This window comes from Synechococcus sp. MIT S9508, assembly GCF_047303045.1.
GTDB lineage: Bacteria > Cyanobacteriota > Cyanobacteriia > PCC-6307 > Cyanobiaceae > Synechococcus_C.
In genome coordinates this window covers 396,427-413,397 of the sequence record NZ_CP138941.1, presented here as the reverse complement: position 1 = coordinate 413,397, position 16,971 = coordinate 396,427, and the positions used below count along the sequence as shown (strand labels likewise).

Sequence of the window (16,971 nt, the reverse complement as noted above, 5' to 3'; positions counted from 1 at the left end):
TTTCTGGCCAATCTTGGGTGTCCCGGTCCTGTGGCCATGACCTTTCGCCAACAGTCCGCTCCCTATGCCCACTGGGAGTATGTGCATCCCAGCAGTGGTGATCGCTTGCGGGTTGTGCCCGAGCGTGGTGGCCTGGTCACGGAATGGCTATGCAACGGCCGCGAAATGCTCTATTTCGATCAGGAGCGCTACGCCGATCCAGCCAAGAGCATCAGGGGTGGCATTCCGGTGCTGTTTCCGATCTGCGGCAATCTGCCGAATGATTCTCTGCCGCTCGCCAGTAGTGACTTCACCCTTAAGCAGCACGGATTTGCTCGTGACCTGCCCTGGGAGATTGCGTTGTTGGCTGATCAGAGTGGTGTGATGCTCAGCCTCGAGGACTGTGCTGACACCTGGAAGGCCTACCCCTTTGGTTTCAGAATCCAGATGGAGATCAGGCCGCTCAGTGCTGCGCTTGAGATCACCATCACGGTCAGCAACACCTCCGAGTCTGAAAGCGAGCCGATGCCCTTCAGCTTCGGGCTTCACCCCTATTTCAAGGTGACTGATCTCTCCTGCATCGATTTAGAAGGTCTGCCTGGCCGTTGTTTCAATCATTTGGAGATGGCTGAAGCCGAGACTTCCGTCCAATTGAGTCGCCTGGCTGAGGGGGTCGACTTCCTCGCGCACGCCGCCGGAGCGGTGACGCTGGTGGATGAGCAGGCAGGCACCCGGTTGCAGCTTCAGCATCACGAGCCCATGGATCTCACGGTGGTTTGGACCGAGCCTCCTCGATCCATGGTCTGCCTTGAGCCCTGGACAGGCCCGCGGCAGGCTCTGATCAGCGGTGATCGAAGGCTGCAGCTGGGCATTGGCGAGAGCACCACGCTCTCCTGCCGCTACAGCGTCAGCTGACGCATGCTCATGCACAGGAACAGGCTTTGGCGAAGTCCAGTGGCCATTTGCAAAACGCTGTCGTGAGCGTTGCCGAAGCTGCAGTGGCTGAGGCTGCCAGGAAGATTGTGGTGATCGACGACGATCCCACCGGATCCCAAACGTTGCATAGCTGTCCCTTGCTGCTGCGCTGGGATGTACAGACCCTGCGTCAGGGACTGCGTCACCCTTCTCCGCTGCTGTTCGTGTTGGCGAACACCCGTGCTCTGTTGCCGGAGGCCGCGGCTGCACGCAATCGTGAGATCGTTGCTTCGCTTGAGCAAGCTCTTGCAGCGGAGGGCATCAATGACCAGCAATTTTTGCTGGTCAGCAGGGGGGACTCCACCTTGCGTGGTCATGGGGTGCTTGAGCCCGCTGTGTTGGCGGCGGAGCTGGGTGATCGCTTCAGTGCAGTCCACGCCACGCTGCATGTGCCTGCATTTCTGCCCGGTGGACGCACCACCGTGGACGGGGTGCACCTTCTCCATGGTCAACCGGTCCATACGACCCCCTTCGCACGCGACCGCAGTTTTGGTTTCAGCACCAGTTGTCTGGATGCCTGGCTGGAGGAAAAGAGTGGCGGCGCCATTGCAGCTGCTTCTGTCCTGCGCTTGCAAGGGCAGCAGCTCGACCGCGCTGCTGCTCAAAGGAAGGGCGAACCCTGCGCTGATGGCTCGAACGGTTTCACAGCATTGGTGAGCTGGCTGGAGGCGCTGGATGGCAACTGTTCAGTGGTTGTGGATGCCGAGAGACAAGAGCAACTGGATGCACTTGGGGCGGCAGTGCACTACTTGCAGGGCAGGCGCAGATTCCTGTTTCGCTCAGCTGCAAGCCTGATTAATGGGCTGGTAAATGGGGGCAGACAGCCCCTCGGTCCGCAGCCTCTCAAGGTTGATGATCTGGTCAAGCTGCGTCGTTGTGATTCAGATGGCACGTTGCTTCCGGGGCTCGTCGTGGTGGGCTCCCATGTGCCTCTGGCAGACCAGCAGCTGGAGGTTTTGCTGAATGAATCAGGGACCACTGGGCTTGAGCTGCCGGTGGCCCGGATTGCCAGGGTGCTTGAGGGGAGTACCCCAGATTTGTTGCTGGCTGATCTGGAGCTGGAATGGCTGGACTGGATTCGGTTGGTTTTGGATCGGCAACAAACACCTGTGCTCTACACCAGTCGTGGGGAGTTGCAATTCGGTGAGGGGCCGGCCGCCGACCGTCGGCGTTTCCGTTTTGGCATGGCTCTTGCTCAGCTCACAGCACGTTTGGTGGCAGCGCTCGCGCCTCAGCTGGGCTATCTGATAAGCAAAGGGGGGATCACCACCGGCAGCGTGCTGGCTGATGGGCTGGGCCTGGGGACTGTGCTGCTGGAGGGCCAGCTGATGCCAGGGCTCTCGATGGTGCGGCCCATGCCTGAAGACGGCATCGCTGATGTGAGTGGTCTGCCTGTGATCACATTCCCCGGCAATCTTGGTGATGGCCAAACACTCGCTAAGGCCTGGAGAATGATGGAACAACTTGAAGTTAGATAACGTCAATCAATTGTTCACCCGAGATCATTTTGTCGCATTGATGATTTAGCTGGGCTGAAATCATGAAGGTTCGAGGTCAGGATCTTTGGCCTGGTGGTGCTTGTTCAGGACCCCCAAGATTGAGGGGTTTGAATGTATGAACGGTCAAGTTTGTGAACTGAATCGCAGCCCAGTAATTTCATCGTCCTGATGATGTCCGTTTTCAGGATTTCGATGGCACGGGCAACGCCAGGACCACCTCCAGCAGCAAGCCCATAGGCATAAGCTCTGCCAATCAACACTCCTTTGGCTCCTAAGCAATAAGCTTTCACAACGTCACTACCTCGTCGGATTCCACCATCCATCAAGACATCGATCTCCCCCTTTACGGCCTTCACGATTTCAGGAAGAACACGAATCGTTGGTGCAACACTGTCTAATTGCCGAGCACCATGATTAGAAACAACCACAGCATCGACTCCAAGGTCGACTGCTTTGCGAGCATCGTCACCAATATGAACTCCTTTGATGATTAATTTTCCTCCCCAGGCTTCTCGTATCCATTTGAGATCATCCCAGGTGACAACAGATTGCTCCAGTGCTGGTCCAATTTCGGTGTATCCCATCGGTCCATTTTCAAGGACCACATTGGGGAAATTCATTAACCCTCCATCTCCAAACCATTGACTTAACCAACAAGGCTTTGCCAGCATTTGTGGGAGAAATGGTAACATCGTCAGAGGATTCTGAGACAGCAGTTCTTTGGTTCCGTTGCGAACATCAAGTTCACGTAAGCCGGATACCGGTGTATCGATCGTGAGTACGATCGCTGAAAATCCAGCTGATTTTGCGCGTTCAATTGTTTTCAGGGCAACGTCTCGGCCTCCCAGCAGGTAAAGCTGATACCAGGCAGGACATTCAGTGGCTTGTTTCACATCTTCCAGTCGGCATCCTGAAAGTGTCGACAGGGTATATCCAGTACCTGCTTTACCTGCTTCTCTTGCGGCAACAACTTCTCCTTGAGGGTAAAACATTCTGCTGCTGCCAACAGGACCAAGCAGGAATGGCAAGTTAAAATTCTGCCCCAGTACTGAAATCTTTAATTCAACCTCAGGGGTCGCAACAGCACATCGAGGCCTGAACAGGATTTCATTGTAGGCACTGCAATTCTGTGCCAAGGTCTGTTCTCTGTCGGCACCACTGTCGATGTAGCCAAAAACCATTTTTGGCAAACGTTTCTTGGCAAGATCGCGGAGGTCCGAGACATTGACCACTCGTGGGGCGGAAACGTTTTGATTCATCCCAGGCAGTGGATAACATTAAGTCTGATAATTTTACCCCTTAATGACGAATCAGAGATTTTCTGCAGAAGTTCTGCATATTTGCTTTTTTCTCGAATTAGCCTGGGGTGGTGCATTGCTGGTAGTTTTTTGACTTTGACATTTTGCCAATTCCGGGATTGAAGCTGTTGGTTGGATCTATTTTTTTATAAAAATTGGAGAGATCTGTTTCTGCTTTGTATAAGTGACCAACATTATGTTCAGCAGGGTATTTAGCGCCTGATTGATCGAGGAGATCTAAAATTTGCTTTTTTAGTTTTCCTGCATCGACTCCTTTCTTGACAACAAAGTCCCAGTGAAAGACCATGCAGAGGAAATGTGCCATTTGGAAGGATTCGGCCATCTGCGAGAGAATCTCTTCAGGCAGAATCTCGTGCCACGTTTCGCAGTTTCGGGGCAAGGCAACATCAAGTGGTAGCAATTCCCCAGAATCTTCTTTGTTTAAGGTCTGGTAGCGAGCTGGTGCATTCCCAGCAACATAGCGGTGAAGTAAGGCTGCTTTCCCTTCGGTTTCGGAGCATTCAAAATAGGCATGATTTTCATCGGTTTGCCAGCATTTTTCGAGAAATCTCTGAGTTTCTTTGATCGATTGGTCGCTTGAAAGGAGAATCATATGGTGTTCATATTGGTTCCGAAATGATCTCATTCTGGGTGGTAAATGATCCGGCGTTAGCCTGGAGATGCATTGCAGCGTTCTGTCGGAAAAGTGATCTTGAAACAGTGTTATTGGCCATTGGGATACGATTCGATCAACGTTTCGCTTGATTCCGAATAACCTCGGAATAAATCCAGTGCCGAAATATTTAATTGCTAGATAAGCATCCTTGCAATAAAGATCAGCACCATCGAAATAACTGCGATGAAGATATTCGCCCATATCTGGGAGGACTTTGAAGTTGGTAAGGATCTGTTTGCGTAGTTCGGTTAGGTCTTCGGGTTTGTTGGTGCCCAGGTAAAAAACTTTCTCTTTCTTGGGTTTTGGAAAAGTGTCGAGCCGTACCGCAAAGACCGCCAGTTTTCCTGCGCAACCACTGGCTTCGTGCAAGCGTCTTTTGTCAGAATTAAAGCGTGCTGGGATGGGAGATGTGATTTCTCGCACCCGTTCTTGGTAGTCGTGGTCAGAGGCCAGTCGCTCAGATTCTGCTAGGTCTTCTGTGTTGAAATCAGCTTGTTGCAGAGTGGTCAGTATCTCTTCAGGGCATGCGCCAAGTTCGATGCCGAGATGATTCACGAGTTCCAGTATTCCATCTTGATTGACACGTGCAAAGAGTGAATATTCCGTGTAGGCCGGACCACGGTTGACAAGATTTCCGCCCGAGTTATTGCAGATTCCCCCGACGACGGATGCGCCAATGCAGGATGAACCAATCACAGAGTGAGGTCCTCTGCCCAGTGGTGAGAGCTTTTCTTCCAGTTGATATAAACTTGAGCCAGCAAAGGCAACAACCTGAGCTCCGCCTTTCAGTAAAATTAAGCGATTCAGATTTAATGTATTGATGATGACGAGATCCCTTTCATAGTCGTCTCCGTCGGGAGTCGATCCACCGGTCAGGCCAGTATTTGCGGCCTGAAGAATGATGATTTTGTCGAGCTTTACGCAAAGTTCCAGGGTTTGCCAAAGCTGCAACAGATCTCGTGGGATCACGACTGCACAGGCTCCACCCTGGCCAACACGAATTCCGGTTCTATAGGGTTTGGTTTGCTCGGCGCTGGTTAGAACCTGCTGTTCCCCAACGATTCCAATGAGGCCATCGCGCAGTTCTTCTAACCGGTCCTGTCTCATTTTTTGCAGGCCTCCTGTTGCAGCCTCACCACGTCATTGATCATCGTTTGTGACGCAGTGCTTCTGCTGCGATCAGAAGTGTTGAATGACCGCATCAGCAAAACCACTACAGCTCACAGGTTCGACCGGCGGGTCCATGAGTCGGGCCAGGTCATAGGTCACTTGCTGGTCAGCGATCGCTGCACTGAGGCCTTTGGTGATCAGATCGGCGGCCTTTTGCCATCCAAGAAACTCCAGCATCATCACTCCACTCAGGATGACTGAGCCAGGGTTGATGCGGTCGAGGCCGGCATGTTTTGGTGCCGTGCCATGTGTTGCCTCGAAGATTGCTGCTGTCTCACCGATGTTTGCGCCCGGGGCCATCCCCAGGCCACCCACCATTGCGGCGGCTGCATCGGAGATGTAATCACCATTGAGATTGAGGGTAGCCAGGATCGAATATTCCTGAGGACGTGTCTGGATCTGCTGGAAGATGCTGTCGGCGATGCGGTCATCGACCATCACCATCTGCTTCCATTTGCCGTCTCCATGACTCGGCCCGATGGTGTCGATCACGCTCTGAACTTCTGAGTCGATTTCAGCCTTCTTTTCGGGCGTGAGGCTGTCGTAGCCGGGCTCGATCATGCGCGCGTTGGATTGCGCACTTAAATCAGGATTTTCATCCAGGTTTCCGAGGATCCAGCTTTCCCGCTCAGTGATGCAAACGTTGCGAAATTCGGTCGTTGCGAGCTCATAACCCCAGTCGCGGAATGCACCTTCGGTGAACTTCATGATGTTGCCCTTGTGCACCAAGGTGACGTGGCGTTTGTCGCCTTCCAGACGCAGGGCGTGTTGAATCGCTTTGCGGATGTGACGTTGGCTGCCGTGCTTGCTGACCGGCTTGATGCCGATGCCTGAGCCTTCAGGGATCTGGCGCTTGCCGAGTTTGCCATTGGCAGGAATCACCACTTCATTCAGGTGCTTGCGAAGCTCCTGACCCACAACGTCATCGGCCTCCCACTCCACACCCATGTAGATGTCTTCAGTGTTTTCCCTGTAGACGATCACATCGAGATCATGCGGTCGCTTGTGTGGACTTGGTGTGCCCTCGTAGTAACGACAGGGACGCACGCAGGAGTACAGGTCAAAGATTTGACGGAGCGCCACATTCAGTGAACGGATGCCTCCACCAACAGGGGTGGTGAGGGGGCCTTTGATGGCAACGCCGTAGGTGCGGATCGCTTCGAGAGTGTCTTCAGGCAGGTACTGGTAAGTGCCGTAGCGATCACAGGCCTCATCACCGGCGTAGACCTTGAACCATTCGATTGTTTTGGTGCCGGTGTAGGCCTTGGCTACGGCAGCATCTAGCACTTTCTGCGTCGCTGGCCAGATGTCGACGCCCGTTCCATCTCCACGGATGAAGGGAATGATCGGGTTGTCGGCCACCACGGGCTGTCCGTTCTCAAAGCGAATCGGCGTTCCCTTTGTGGGGGCTGTGAGCTTCTCGAACTGAGCCATGGCTGGGTTGTCGACGGGCGACATCACGTTGTCGAGAGCCTATGACTTGAAGGGTGATCCCTACAGTCATTTGCGATCCGACCTCCATCCCATGTCGAAGTCAGAGGGTGTCTGGGTCGTCGCGGCCTGTTTCAACGAACAGGAGGTGATCATGCGTTTTGTGGAGCGCGTGTTGGCAGTGCCTGGTGTGGATCAGCTGGTGCTGATTGACGATGGATCGTCCGACGCAACCGTTGAACGCATCCGCGCCTGGATTCAGGATCATGGGGGCTCGCCAGTGACGTTGCTGGAACTCACCCGCAATTTCGGCAAGGAAGCAGCGATGCTGGCCGGCCTTGACCATGTCAACGGTCGTTGCGGCGCAGCCGTGTTGATTGACTCAGACCTGCAGCACCCCCCCGAGCTGATTGAAGAGATGGTGCGCCAATGGCGTGCCGGAGCTGAAGTGGTCACGGCGGTGCGTGATGAACAGGATCAGGAATCTCGCTTGAAGGTTGCCAGCGCGCACTGGTTTTATCGGGTGTTCAACAAGGTGGTCGATTCGATTGAGCTCCAGGAGGGAGCCGGTGATTACCGACTGCTGGATGCCGCTGTTCTTGATGCAGTCACCCGGTTGCGCGAGTCCAGTCGTTTCTCTAAAGGTCTTCTTCCCTGGACGGGCTATTCGAGCGTCGAGCTGCCTTATCAGCGGGTTAGCCGGCAGGGAGGGCAGACCTCCTGGAGTCCGCTCAAGTTGTTTGGCTATGCGTTCGATGGGATCTTTTCGTTCTCTGTTCTGCCACTCAAAATGTGGACAGGGATTGGCGTTTTGGTCTCTTCCCTCAGCCTGTTTTATGCCTTGGTGATCATCCTGCGCACGGCTCTGTTTGGTGTGGATGTTGAGGGTTATGCCTCCTTGATGGTGGCGGTGCTGTTCATCGGAGGAATTCAGCTGATCGGCATCGGGGTGCTTGGTGAATATGTCGGCCGCATTTATGTGGAGGCGAAGTCACGCCCTCACTACTTCATCCGCCGGGTTCACAAGTCCTGAAGAGCACGCCATTCGCGCTGTCGCCAGGTTGAAGCGGCGAATCTCTGGGATACGGAGAATCCTGCTTTCACCAGATCGAGCTTGAGTGGAGCACCGGGGTGGGCCAGTAGTAGCGGCGGGGTGGCTCCAGGTTGTGGTTCCACACTGCTGAGCTCCCTCCAGGCAGCAAGGATTGGAGCTCCTGCCATTTGGCCGGTGAACAGCACGCCGGCGAAGCTCTGATTGCTGGTAAGTCCGAAGCGCCGGATGGCGGGCCGAGCTCTGCGGCTGAGCAGTTGCAGCACCAGCCATTTCAAAAGTCCTGAGTGACGGATGGCTGCTCTCCAATAGCGCAAGGGCAGACCAGTGGGCAGCGGTTCCTCTGTCAGGCGCATCCAGGTGATGCTGTTGCTGCCAGCTCTCGCCAGAGCAGCCCTCAGCACGATCGGCACCAAGTGAATGTGTTGATGGCCATCCAGATGAATAGGTGCATCACCGCAGAAGCTGCGGAAGCGTTTGATCTGGGCGTCTAATTCCAGTCCCAGTTGGTCTTCGATTCGACGTCGGGTGGGATGTCGGCGCGGTAGCAGCGACAGCAACAACCACTGTCCGAACGATCGCTTCAGATGGCCGTGTGAATTCACAAGGTCAGGCAGCAAAGCGGGGTCAGCGCTCGACGGTCCTTCGGTGAGACAGAGGTGCATACAGATCTGCAGCTGAGGATGGGTCTGTCTCAGCTTCTGCCAAGCGTGAAAGCCGTCGGCTGCCACAGGGCCATTGACCAGCAGGCTGCTGCTGTCCAGCCTTCCTTGGCTGGCGAGTTCGAGAATGGCCTGGTTGGTGGCCGGGCTGAGTCCGAGATCATCGGCATGGCGTCGTGGGGTGACTCGGCAATCCCTCCGCCGCTGGCTGAACCGTGCTGCCTTAGACCAGATCAGGGCATTCAGTGCTGTGGGGGTGAACACCAGCATGGCGACACGCACTGGCTCGCCTAGCGCGTTGGGGAGGGCGAGAGGCAAGACGCCGCTCACCGTGAGATTGACCACGTATTGAATGACCAGCCAGCGTCGGGCAAAGCTTTGGCCACCGGTTTCCGGGCGGAAGGTGAATCGTGCATGCCCCAGATAGCCGCCAAGTGATGCGGCAAGAAAGGCCAGGGGATTCGCCAGCCACAGGGGCATGAATAGGCCCAGCCCCAACAAAACCAGGGCATGCACGGCTGCGGCTACCACGCCCACTAGTCCGTAGAGGCTGAGTCGGGAGCTGAGAGTGCTCGGAATCATGATCGCAACCGTAACGGCCACTGGCGCTTCGGCTCGGCAGCCTTCAACCTGTGGTCATCGACGATGAACTGGTGAACGCAGGAGAAGCGGTTGACAGCGTGCAGCTCGCTCAGGCTTTGGCTTCGGCCGTGACCCTGGTGAGAGATCGTTTCCCGGCCGCCAGCGTCAATCTCAATCCCTGGCGCGATGATCCCCAAACGCGCCGCTGGCAAGAGGATCAGACACTGGATCTGGCCTTTCACTTCCCCGGTTGGAGTCCTCGTCTGGAGTGCCGCAGTCTGTTGTTGCAGTTACGGCTGCAGAAGGCTGATGCGGCTGAATCTCCCGCCGCCCCAGATCTGCTGGGGGTGTTGATGCGTGGAATGACTTACGACGGTGAACGCTGGCGTTTGGTGACCGTGGGCGATTGGCAGCCTGAGGGTTCGCACCTGCCTCAGCCCGAGCAGGTTCAGCAGCTGCGTGGAATCTGTCGAGACTTGTTTTATTTGTTCTCCAATCCGGCAGCGACGGGCACAGCGGCGTAACCCTTCGCAACCCTTCGGTCTCTCAAACGAAGATCGATTTTATGGTTGCTTACCCCGATCAAGTGTCCATCCCATGTCCGTAGCTCTGGCTGCTCAGCTCCGTGAAGGCACCAAGAAAGCTCACACGATGGCCGAGAACACCGGTTTCGTTAGCTGCTTCCTTAAGGGTGTTGTCGATAAATCCAGCTATCGCAAGCTCGTTGCCGACCTCTACTTCGTTTACTCCGCCATGGAGGAAGAAGTGGGTCAACTCAAAGACCACCCTGTGGTCGGCCCTGTGGGGATGGAGCAGCTGAACCGACGTGAGTCGCTTGAGAAGGATCTTGTCTATTACTTCGGTGAAAACTGGAACGATGAGATCCAGCCCTCACCTTCTGCAGTGGCTTATGTCGAGCGGATTCGTGAAGTGGCTAAGGAGTCACCCGAACTGCTTGTTGGTCATCACTACACCCGTTACATGGGTGACCTCTCCGGTGGTCAGATCCTGAAGAACATCGCTCAGAAAGCGATGAACATGGATGGAGATGACGGTTTGCGTTTCTACGTGTTCGATGAAATCGCTGACGAGAAGGCCTTCAAAACGACCTATCGCGCCACAATGGATGAGCTTCCGATCGATCAGGATACCGCTGATCGCATCGTTGAGGAAGCGAACAACGCTTTTCACATGAACATGCATATGTTCAAGGAGCTTGAAGGCAATTTGGTGGCGGCCATCGGCAAGGTGCTGTTCGGCTTCCTGACCCGCCGTCAGCGCAGTGGCAGCACAGAAACCGCCGCTGCTTGAACCAGCCTATCGACACTGACAATCAGCGTCGCTTTGACCGAGTAAGGGTTCTTGTACCTGGTACAGGAGCCCGTTTTCGCTGTGGTGGGCTAACTGTCGCTCTGCAAACAGCAAGGATTCTTTCAGGCCTTCTGACCACGGAGGTTGTGACTTATCGAGAAAGGAATCCAGACTGTTCTTTCCTCGAAGATCTTCTTGTTTTGCCAGCTGATGATGATCGTTCTTTGTGGTTGGTCAGTTGGGGATTTGATGTTCCTAAACTGTTGAAGAAACTTCGTGGTCGTCAGGTTATTTATCAAGCCCATAGCACTGGTTATGGATTTGATCTTCCTCCTGGAATACCTGTCATTGCAGTAAGCCGAAATACTCTGGGTTATTGGGCTGATCGAGCACCACGCAATCCTCTCTTCTTTCTGCCTAATGCTCTAGAGCCTCAGTGGATGAGGCCAAATGATCCAGCAGTATCAAGGCCCAGGCCAATCGATGTTTTGGTTCAAGCGAGGAAAAGCAGTCCTTATGTGATCAATCAATTGCTGCCAGCACTGAGAGATGAGGGTCTTAATGTTTGCCTTCAGTCTGGTTGGGTTGATGATTTAGTTCAATTATTCAGAGACGCCAAAGTATATATCTATGATTCTGCCGAGTATTGGCGTGGTAGGGGTGTATCTGAGGGTTTTGGCTTGCCTCCAGTAGAAGCATTAGCCAGTGGTTGTGTTGTTTTTACGAGCTTTAATCATGCTCTATCAGATTTACTGACGCCAGGGACTACTGCTCATCAGATCGGCTGTGGAAACCTCAAATATGATGTCAGCAGGATTCTGGCTGCCGTCAATTACCCACTCGAGTGGAGTGGCGATGATCATGAAATCAGTAGCATCTTGAATGAAGTGTCTGAACAACGTTTGATCGATGGCTGGTCATCAGTGATCAAGCAGTTGGAATCAGGATTTTATTTTTGGCATATAAACTCTGATCTACTCCGCAGTTCACCCACTGTTGTTTTACGCCAACGCCATCGGATCAGCAGGATTAAAGCAATACTGAAGAGAATTCTGGCGACTATTGTTGGACGATCAGTTTAGTGTCTGGCTTGTCGCTGACTTAATTGGCTTGTGCGCCAATAAATTGAACAGACAGTGAAGCGTTCAACGTGGCGGGCATCGGTGGAAGCCAATCCATCAATCAGCTCAGGCAGCTGCTCGGTTATCTCCCGAAGCGACGCATTAGGTCGATGCGAGGGCTTTTTTGGCTTTCCTTGGTCCCCGGTATTCTCGATTTTGCATCAATTGCTGTTGTGGGGCGGCTCTCCGGGGCCTTAGTGGGTGGCCGTCTTAGTAATATATTTCCTGGAATTCGTTTTTTTGGTGGTGGCGAGCTCGAACAATCTCTCTGGCTTGCGATTATCTTTATTGGCCTAATATGGTTGCAATCAATAGTTAAGATTACTCTCCGCTTCGTCCAGGAACAGATAGCCAGTGATATTTGGCTGGACTTGTCTGATCGCATTTTTTCAGGGATCATTCAGCAACCTTATGAGTATCACCTTTCCAATAACCTCGCTCGACTTTCATCTGAATTGCTTGGGAATTTAGAATGTTTATTGCGCGAAATTGTTACTCCAATATTGCGAGGCATCAGTAATATAGTCACAATTGCAATCTTGACGGTTGGAATCATCTATATCGGAGGGATAACTGCTGTCGGGCTGTTGTTCGTCATGCTTGTTGCCTATATCTTGATGACAGCATTAATGACTCCAACGCTCCGATTGGCTTCGTCTCAGAAAGTGAGAACAAGAGATGTCTTTACTCAAACTTTTTTTGAAGTGTTTAAGTCAATTAATGATGTCAAACTGGCTGGAGTTGAAAATTATTTCTCTAAACGGTTTAAAGACGCAACGTTAATGTTTAAGCAGGCGGATGCTCAATCAATTGTGCTTCCTGAAATCCCAAGGATGATCATTGAGCCCTTGGGTATTACTGCAATATTTGCAATAGGGGTTATTCCTAGACTGCTTTCTGAGGATAGATCCCAGATTCTTGAGATCTTGCCCTTCTTAGCAGTGTTGTCTGTTGGCGCTTTAAGGTTGGCTAAACCTTTACAGGATCTTTTTACTGCAATTGCGAAACTGCGTGGTGGTTTGCCAGAGTTGTCACTCATTAACCGATTGCTTGGATTAAAAGTCGAACAATCGTTTTATTCACCTCTTTATGTTTCATCTGCAGGGATATTGCCTAAGAGAACAGTGTCTCTTCAGCAAGTTTCCTATCGCTATCCTTCTTCTGATCGTTGGGTACTGAGTGATATCACTCTCTCAATACCTGTAGGTTCGCGAGTGGCTTTTGTTGGTCCTACTGGAAGTGGAAAAAGTACTGCTGCAAATTTGCTGCTATCACTGTTGAAACCTCAAAAGGGTTCATTGTGTTTGGATGGTGTCGACGTCATATCGGAACAAGAAATTGATGCATGGCATGGATGCTGCTCTCAAGTTCCACAAAATATTCAGCTACTTGATAATTCCGTTTTATCTAATATTGCTTTTGGCATTGATGAAGATGATGTTGATATGAAGTGTGTTTGGGAATGTCTTGAGTCTGCTCAACTCGATGAATTTGTTGCTGACCTTCCTTATGGTTTATATACACAAATTGGCGAAAATGGCATTGCTTTATCGGGAGGGCAACGTCAGCGAATTGCTCTTGCAAGAGCATTTTACCGTCAATCCAAGTTTCTGATTCTCGACGAAGCAACGAGTGCACTTGATAATCAAACTGAATCAGATGTGATCCAAGCTTTGGACCTTATTGGTCGTCGATGTACAACAGTAGTGATTGCTCATCGTTTAACGACAATTCAACGTTGTGATCGTATTTTTGAATTTTGCGATGGTCGTATTGTTCATCAAGGCAGCTACCAAGATCTTCAAGAAAAATCTAATACATTTAAACGACTTGTCCAATTACAGCAGTCAAATGAATAGTTTTTGGATTGAGTTATAGTCTTGAAGATTTTTTCTTTCTTAGAAAAAGTTTTATCCATTCTGAAATTGTAGAGAATCTGATTTGATATACAAAAAACATTAGCGCAAGTCGTCTTTTGGCTGAAACTGGAATCATCAATGACTCAAGTGTCTCTTTGATTAGAGGTCTAAGATGTAAAAATAATGCTGCAATCTCCTTTGCGTGATTTCCTTTTGCCCTATCAAACTGACCTCCAAGCAGCCGCTTTGATTTAATAATTTGCTCTTTCTTGCTTCGAGCTGGATGGTAAACAATACAATCAGGGTCGTAAATTAGACTGGCATTTAATTGTTGTTGAGCACGAAGACAAAAGTCACGGTCTCCACCTGACTTCAAGCTTTCATTAAATCCAGAGAGCAAAACTAGATCTTCGCTTCTAGCCCACAAATTCGCGGTTATTCCATACCGACCGCGGTTAACGAACTTTTTTTGTGTCATACCGAAGTGTATGTCTGCTAAATCAGCGGAAGTTTCTGGCTGTTTTGATGGGATGATGCTGATTTCTCCAGCAAGAATTCCTGGTTTGCTCAATTGTTTGCTAGTGATGTTAATGTTTTGAATCCCAGTCTTAACCCAATTTCTATCAAGAATGCAGTCAGCATCGGTAAAAGCGACAATCTTGGATTGCACTTTTGTCAAAGCTGTATTACGAGCAGCGTAAGATCCAGTTTGATCACAGTGCAGAAGATGTACCTCGAAACTAGTAGGGGGTATTTGTATCGCCGGTGACGAATCATTGTCGACGACTAACACTCGAATCAGCTCTTTTGATACATTTTGATTTTCTATTGAAGCCAAAGTATTATTTAGTCCTTCTTGGTCATTGTAAACAGGAATGATAATGTCAAGCTCTGTAGTCATTGAATCTAAGATCTTTAAGCGATAAATTTGATTAATGATGAATCAATCTGGTAATACCAGATCGTCCCAGCATTGTTGCTACACAATATTTTAGCCCTTCAAGACTTGGATGCTTAGCAAGTCTCACGAGAGGCTGCAGAAGATTGATCAGATAATAAAATAGACCAAGCTTTTGACGTCTGATGAGTTCATAACGACCTTCAGCATATTTTAGTGATCTTTTAAAAGAAACTTGTGAAGAGTGATGTTCAATCTGAATTTCTGCACAAAGGCCAATCTGTGCATTTTCTCTAAGCATCCTGATGAGCAAATCCGTTTCTTCATTCGAGATAATGGTTGTTTGATCGCCAGGGCCAATACACTCATTGAATAGTGTTGGCATTTTCAGCATCAACTCCTTTCTGCAAAATATATTTGATGTCTCAGCTTTTGCGTTAAATAAATTTAAAATCGTTGTTATTGGCTTAATCTTGGTTATATGCGCAGAAGATTTAGACTGTCTGTTTGGCTTGTGTCCGATAATGACGTCAACGCTTGGATTGTTGAAAAAGGTTTGCTTGACCAGTTCAATAGTCCTTTCTGTAAAAACACAATCATCATCCGGGAACGCAATAATTTCAGTCGTCAGCTTCTGAGCTCCGTGGTTTCTGGCTTTGGAGGCTGATTTATATGGCACAACATCGTGTTGAATCGGTAGTCTATCTGCCCATTCACTAATAACTAAATCTAGAAACCCAGGCTCATTCTGGTCGACTATTATGATCTGATCTGGGAGCAATGATTGATGCGACAAGCTTTCTAGAAGCCTATTGAGCTCTTCTTTTCTATCATAAGTAGGAATGCTTAAGCCTACGGTGAATTTAGCTTCTCCGCTTTTCATTGTTCAGAATTGTTCCGGTTAGAGGATGACATCAAAATTGATTGACTTTGTTAATTGATCCCTATCTAAAAGTTTACTAGGGAATAGTGCCTTAAGTTTAGCATTCACTTTGTTCTTTTATCAGAGTATAATGGAATAATGGTGTCGTTTTGTAATTGAGTATTACTCTTCAGGTCTATAGTCAAAGATTAAATCGGGTTTTTCCGTGCTTGCTGCGTTTCATCGATGTGTTTTGTCTTTTGGTTTCGTGGTTTGGCTATGGGCTTTTGTTTTCGCACGTATTCCCTTAGCCGCTATCCAGCATTATTTTGGATTAGAATCAAGGCCATTCTTATTGACCAACTTAATAAGTATTGGCCTGACTTGTATTGCCTTTAATGATATTGGGTGGAAACCTGTTTCTTTCTTGAAGAGACGTCGTGTTGTTTTGACTGCCAGCGCTCTCTTTGCCTTTTGGGTTCTTTATTTTCTGCGTCTTGGTTTCGATACTTTCATAGAGCCAGTTGACTTCATTGAAAGCGGTTTTACTCTTTCCAAGAGTTTTGTTAATTCAACATTGATTTCAATCTTATGTTTGCCTTGGATTTTGATGATGCGACGCAGTTCTTTTTCTATTGATTTATGTGCATTGTTGGGGAGTATTTCTGTATGCATTGGTGCTGTTGCTTATTTGATGATGCCAATGAAAGACGGTATTTATTACTCGCGTTTCGGTTTTGAAGACTTGAATCCAATTCCCGCTGGGCATTCTTCAGCATCCTTAGTTGTCTTAGGTGTTTTATTGTTTGTTTTCCGTTATACAGAAGATCGTTCTCTCGGGTCTAACTTACTTGTATTGAATGCTGCTTGCGCTGTTTTGATTGGTTCGTGGGGTGTACGGCTTTCTGTGACTAGGAGTGCATACTTGGCATTATTGCCACTGATTATTTTTGGCCTTTTGTGGTTTTGGAGGCGAGTACCGCACTGCCGCTGGTTTTGTTTAGCTGCATTCAGCGCAACTTTAGTTTTTTTCGTTCCCAAGATTGTCGATATTCTTGACAAAGGTACGTTTTTCCAGGATTCCAGTTCATCTGGTCGGCTGATGAGGTTTGCTGCTGTCTGGGAGTGGATCTGCGCCAACCCATTTTTAGGTTTGGGTTTTCGTGCTCAGGCTTTGATGAAGGCTTTGCCTGAGCCAGCAAGTCATTGGTATTCCCATAATATTCTTCTCGAATCTTATGTTATTGGTGGATTATTGATGTTTGTTGTTTTGATAATATTTTTGTCTACAGTTATTCACTCAATTTGGACAGAGTTGGTTATCCAGTGGAGTGATCCTGGTCCTGATATCACGGGACTTGCACTTGCTTTCCTTTGGATTCAGGCCTTGATACTCGCGTCTTTCTCAGGTCATCCAGCTCTATTGCCTGGTTTTTGGGTTGGTGGGTCATTGGTTGTTCTTGCCAATAACCCTGTCATGATGCTCGGTCACCAATCAACGATGAGAAGAGAGTGATTATTTATTGCTTATGCGGTTTATTGATAATGATTTGTTAGTTCCGTTGTCACCATCTTTTTCTATTGACTTTTTCTCAAT

Annotated in this window: 14 protein-coding genes; 8 read left to right on the top strand and 6 right to left on the bottom strand. The window is 49.9% G+C overall.

The window, feature by feature from the left end; translation table 11 throughout:
- The first annotated feature begins 36 nt into the window (after nucleotides 1–36).
- Both SIB42_RS02130 and SIB42_RS02125 read left to right on the top strand, forming a co-directional pair.
- Nucleotides 37–894: a galactose mutarotase gene (locus SIB42_RS02130; protein ID WP_067093288.1), complete on the top strand. Its 858-nt coding sequence runs from the start codon at nucleotides 37–39 to the stop codon at nucleotides 892–894.
- A 47-nt stretch (nucleotides 895–941) separates the two neighbouring features.
- Nucleotides 942–2,432, top strand: coding sequence for a four-carbon acid sugar kinase family protein (locus SIB42_RS02125; RefSeq protein ID WP_413328315.1), 1,491 nt, complete (start codon nucleotides 942–944; stop codon nucleotides 2,430–2,432).
- Nucleotides 2,433–2,536: 104 nt separating this feature from the next.
- On the opposite strand, the gene SIB42_RS02120 is transcribed toward SIB42_RS02125, so the two are convergent.
- From SIB42_RS02120 to SIB42_RS02110, 3 genes are all read right to left on the bottom strand, one after another.
- Nucleotides 2,537–3,712 carry an alpha-hydroxy acid oxidase gene (locus tag SIB42_RS02120; RefSeq protein ID WP_067093287.1) on the bottom strand — a complete coding sequence of 392 codons (1,176 nt, stop codon included), beginning with the start codon at nucleotides 3,710–3,712 and terminating at the stop codon, nucleotides 2,537–2,539.
- 97 nt (nucleotides 3,713–3,809) lie between these two features.
- On the bottom strand, nucleotides 3,810–5,534 hold the full coding sequence (gene dld / locus SIB42_RS02115; protein WP_067093286.1) for a D-lactate dehydrogenase: 1,725 nt from the start codon (nucleotides 5,532–5,534) through the stop codon (nucleotides 3,810–3,812).
- Between the two features lie 72 nt (nucleotides 5,535–5,606).
- The gene (locus tag SIB42_RS02110; protein ID WP_067093285.1) at nucleotides 5,607–7,031 is read right to left on the bottom strand and encodes an NADP-dependent isocitrate dehydrogenase; all 1,425 of its coding nucleotides are present in this window, start codon (nucleotides 7,029–7,031) and stop codon (nucleotides 5,607–5,609) included.
- 91 nt (nucleotides 7,032–7,122) lie between these two features.
- Here SIB42_RS02110 and SIB42_RS02105 point away from each other — a divergent pair, with 91 nt between their 5' ends.
- Nucleotides 7,123–8,061, top strand: coding sequence for a glycosyltransferase family 2 protein (locus tag SIB42_RS02105; RefSeq protein ID WP_067093358.1), 939 nt, complete (start codon nucleotides 7,123–7,125; stop codon nucleotides 8,059–8,061).
- Here SIB42_RS02105 and SIB42_RS02100 read toward each other — a convergent pair.
- A complete protein-coding gene (locus tag SIB42_RS02100; protein WP_413328312.1) occupies nucleotides 8,049–9,344 on the bottom strand; it encodes a ChbG/HpnK family deacetylase in 1,296 nt (431 codons plus the stop codon). The genes SIB42_RS02105 and SIB42_RS02100 overlap by 13 nt on opposite strands.
- Nucleotides 9,345–9,394: 50 nt before the next feature.
- On the opposite strand from SIB42_RS02100, the gene SIB42_RS02095 reads away from it, so the two are divergent.
- The 4 genes from SIB42_RS02095 to SIB42_RS02080 all read left to right on the top strand — a co-directional run bounded on the left by SIB42_RS02095 (nucleotide 9,395) and on the right by SIB42_RS02080 (nucleotide 13,614).
- Entirely contained in the window at nucleotides 9,395–9,847 is a 453-nt protein-coding gene (locus SIB42_RS02095; RefSeq protein WP_067093357.1) for a hypothetical protein, read from the top strand.
- Nucleotides 9,848–9,920: 73 nt separating this feature from the next.
- Nucleotides 9,921–10,634 (top strand): heme oxygenase (biliverdin-producing), encoded by a 714-nt coding sequence (locus tag SIB42_RS02090; RefSeq protein WP_067093284.1) that lies wholly within the window; start codon nucleotides 9,921–9,923, stop codon nucleotides 10,632–10,634.
- The gene (locus tag SIB42_RS02085) at nucleotides 10,631–11,716 is read left to right on the top strand and encodes a glycosyltransferase (protein WP_231856345.1); all 1,086 of its coding nucleotides are present in this window, start codon (nucleotides 10,631–10,633) and stop codon (nucleotides 11,714–11,716) included. Before SIB42_RS02090 ends, SIB42_RS02085 begins: the two co-directional genes overlap by 4 nt.
- A 68-nt stretch (nucleotides 11,717–11,784) precedes the next feature.
- The gene (locus SIB42_RS02080; protein WP_231856344.1) at nucleotides 11,785–13,614 is read left to right on the top strand and encodes an ABC transporter ATP-binding protein; all 1,830 of its coding nucleotides are present in this window, start codon (nucleotides 11,785–11,787) and stop codon (nucleotides 13,612–13,614) included.
- Between the two features lie 13 nt (nucleotides 13,615–13,627).
- Here the strand turns inward: SIB42_RS02080 and SIB42_RS02075 are convergent, their stop codons facing one another.
- Nucleotides 13,628–14,515 carry a glycosyltransferase family 2 protein gene (locus SIB42_RS02075; protein ID WP_067093282.1) on the bottom strand — a complete coding sequence of 296 codons (888 nt, stop codon included), beginning with the start codon at nucleotides 14,513–14,515 and terminating at the stop codon, nucleotides 13,628–13,630.
- Nucleotides 14,516–14,546: 31 nt separating this feature from the next.
- Complete coding sequence (locus tag SIB42_RS02070) at nucleotides 14,547–15,395, bottom strand: glycosyltransferase family 2 protein (protein ID WP_067093281.1); 849 nt, start codon at nucleotides 15,393–15,395, stop codon at nucleotides 14,547–14,549.
- A gap of 232 nt (nucleotides 15,396–15,627) precedes the next feature.
- Here SIB42_RS02070 and SIB42_RS02065 point away from each other — a divergent pair, with 232 nt between their 5' ends.
- On the top strand, nucleotides 15,628–16,890 hold the full coding sequence (locus tag SIB42_RS02065) for an O-antigen ligase family protein (protein WP_074160712.1): 1,263 nt from the start codon (nucleotides 15,628–15,630) through the stop codon (nucleotides 16,888–16,890).
- Nucleotides 16,891–16,971: the final 81 nt, after the last annotated feature.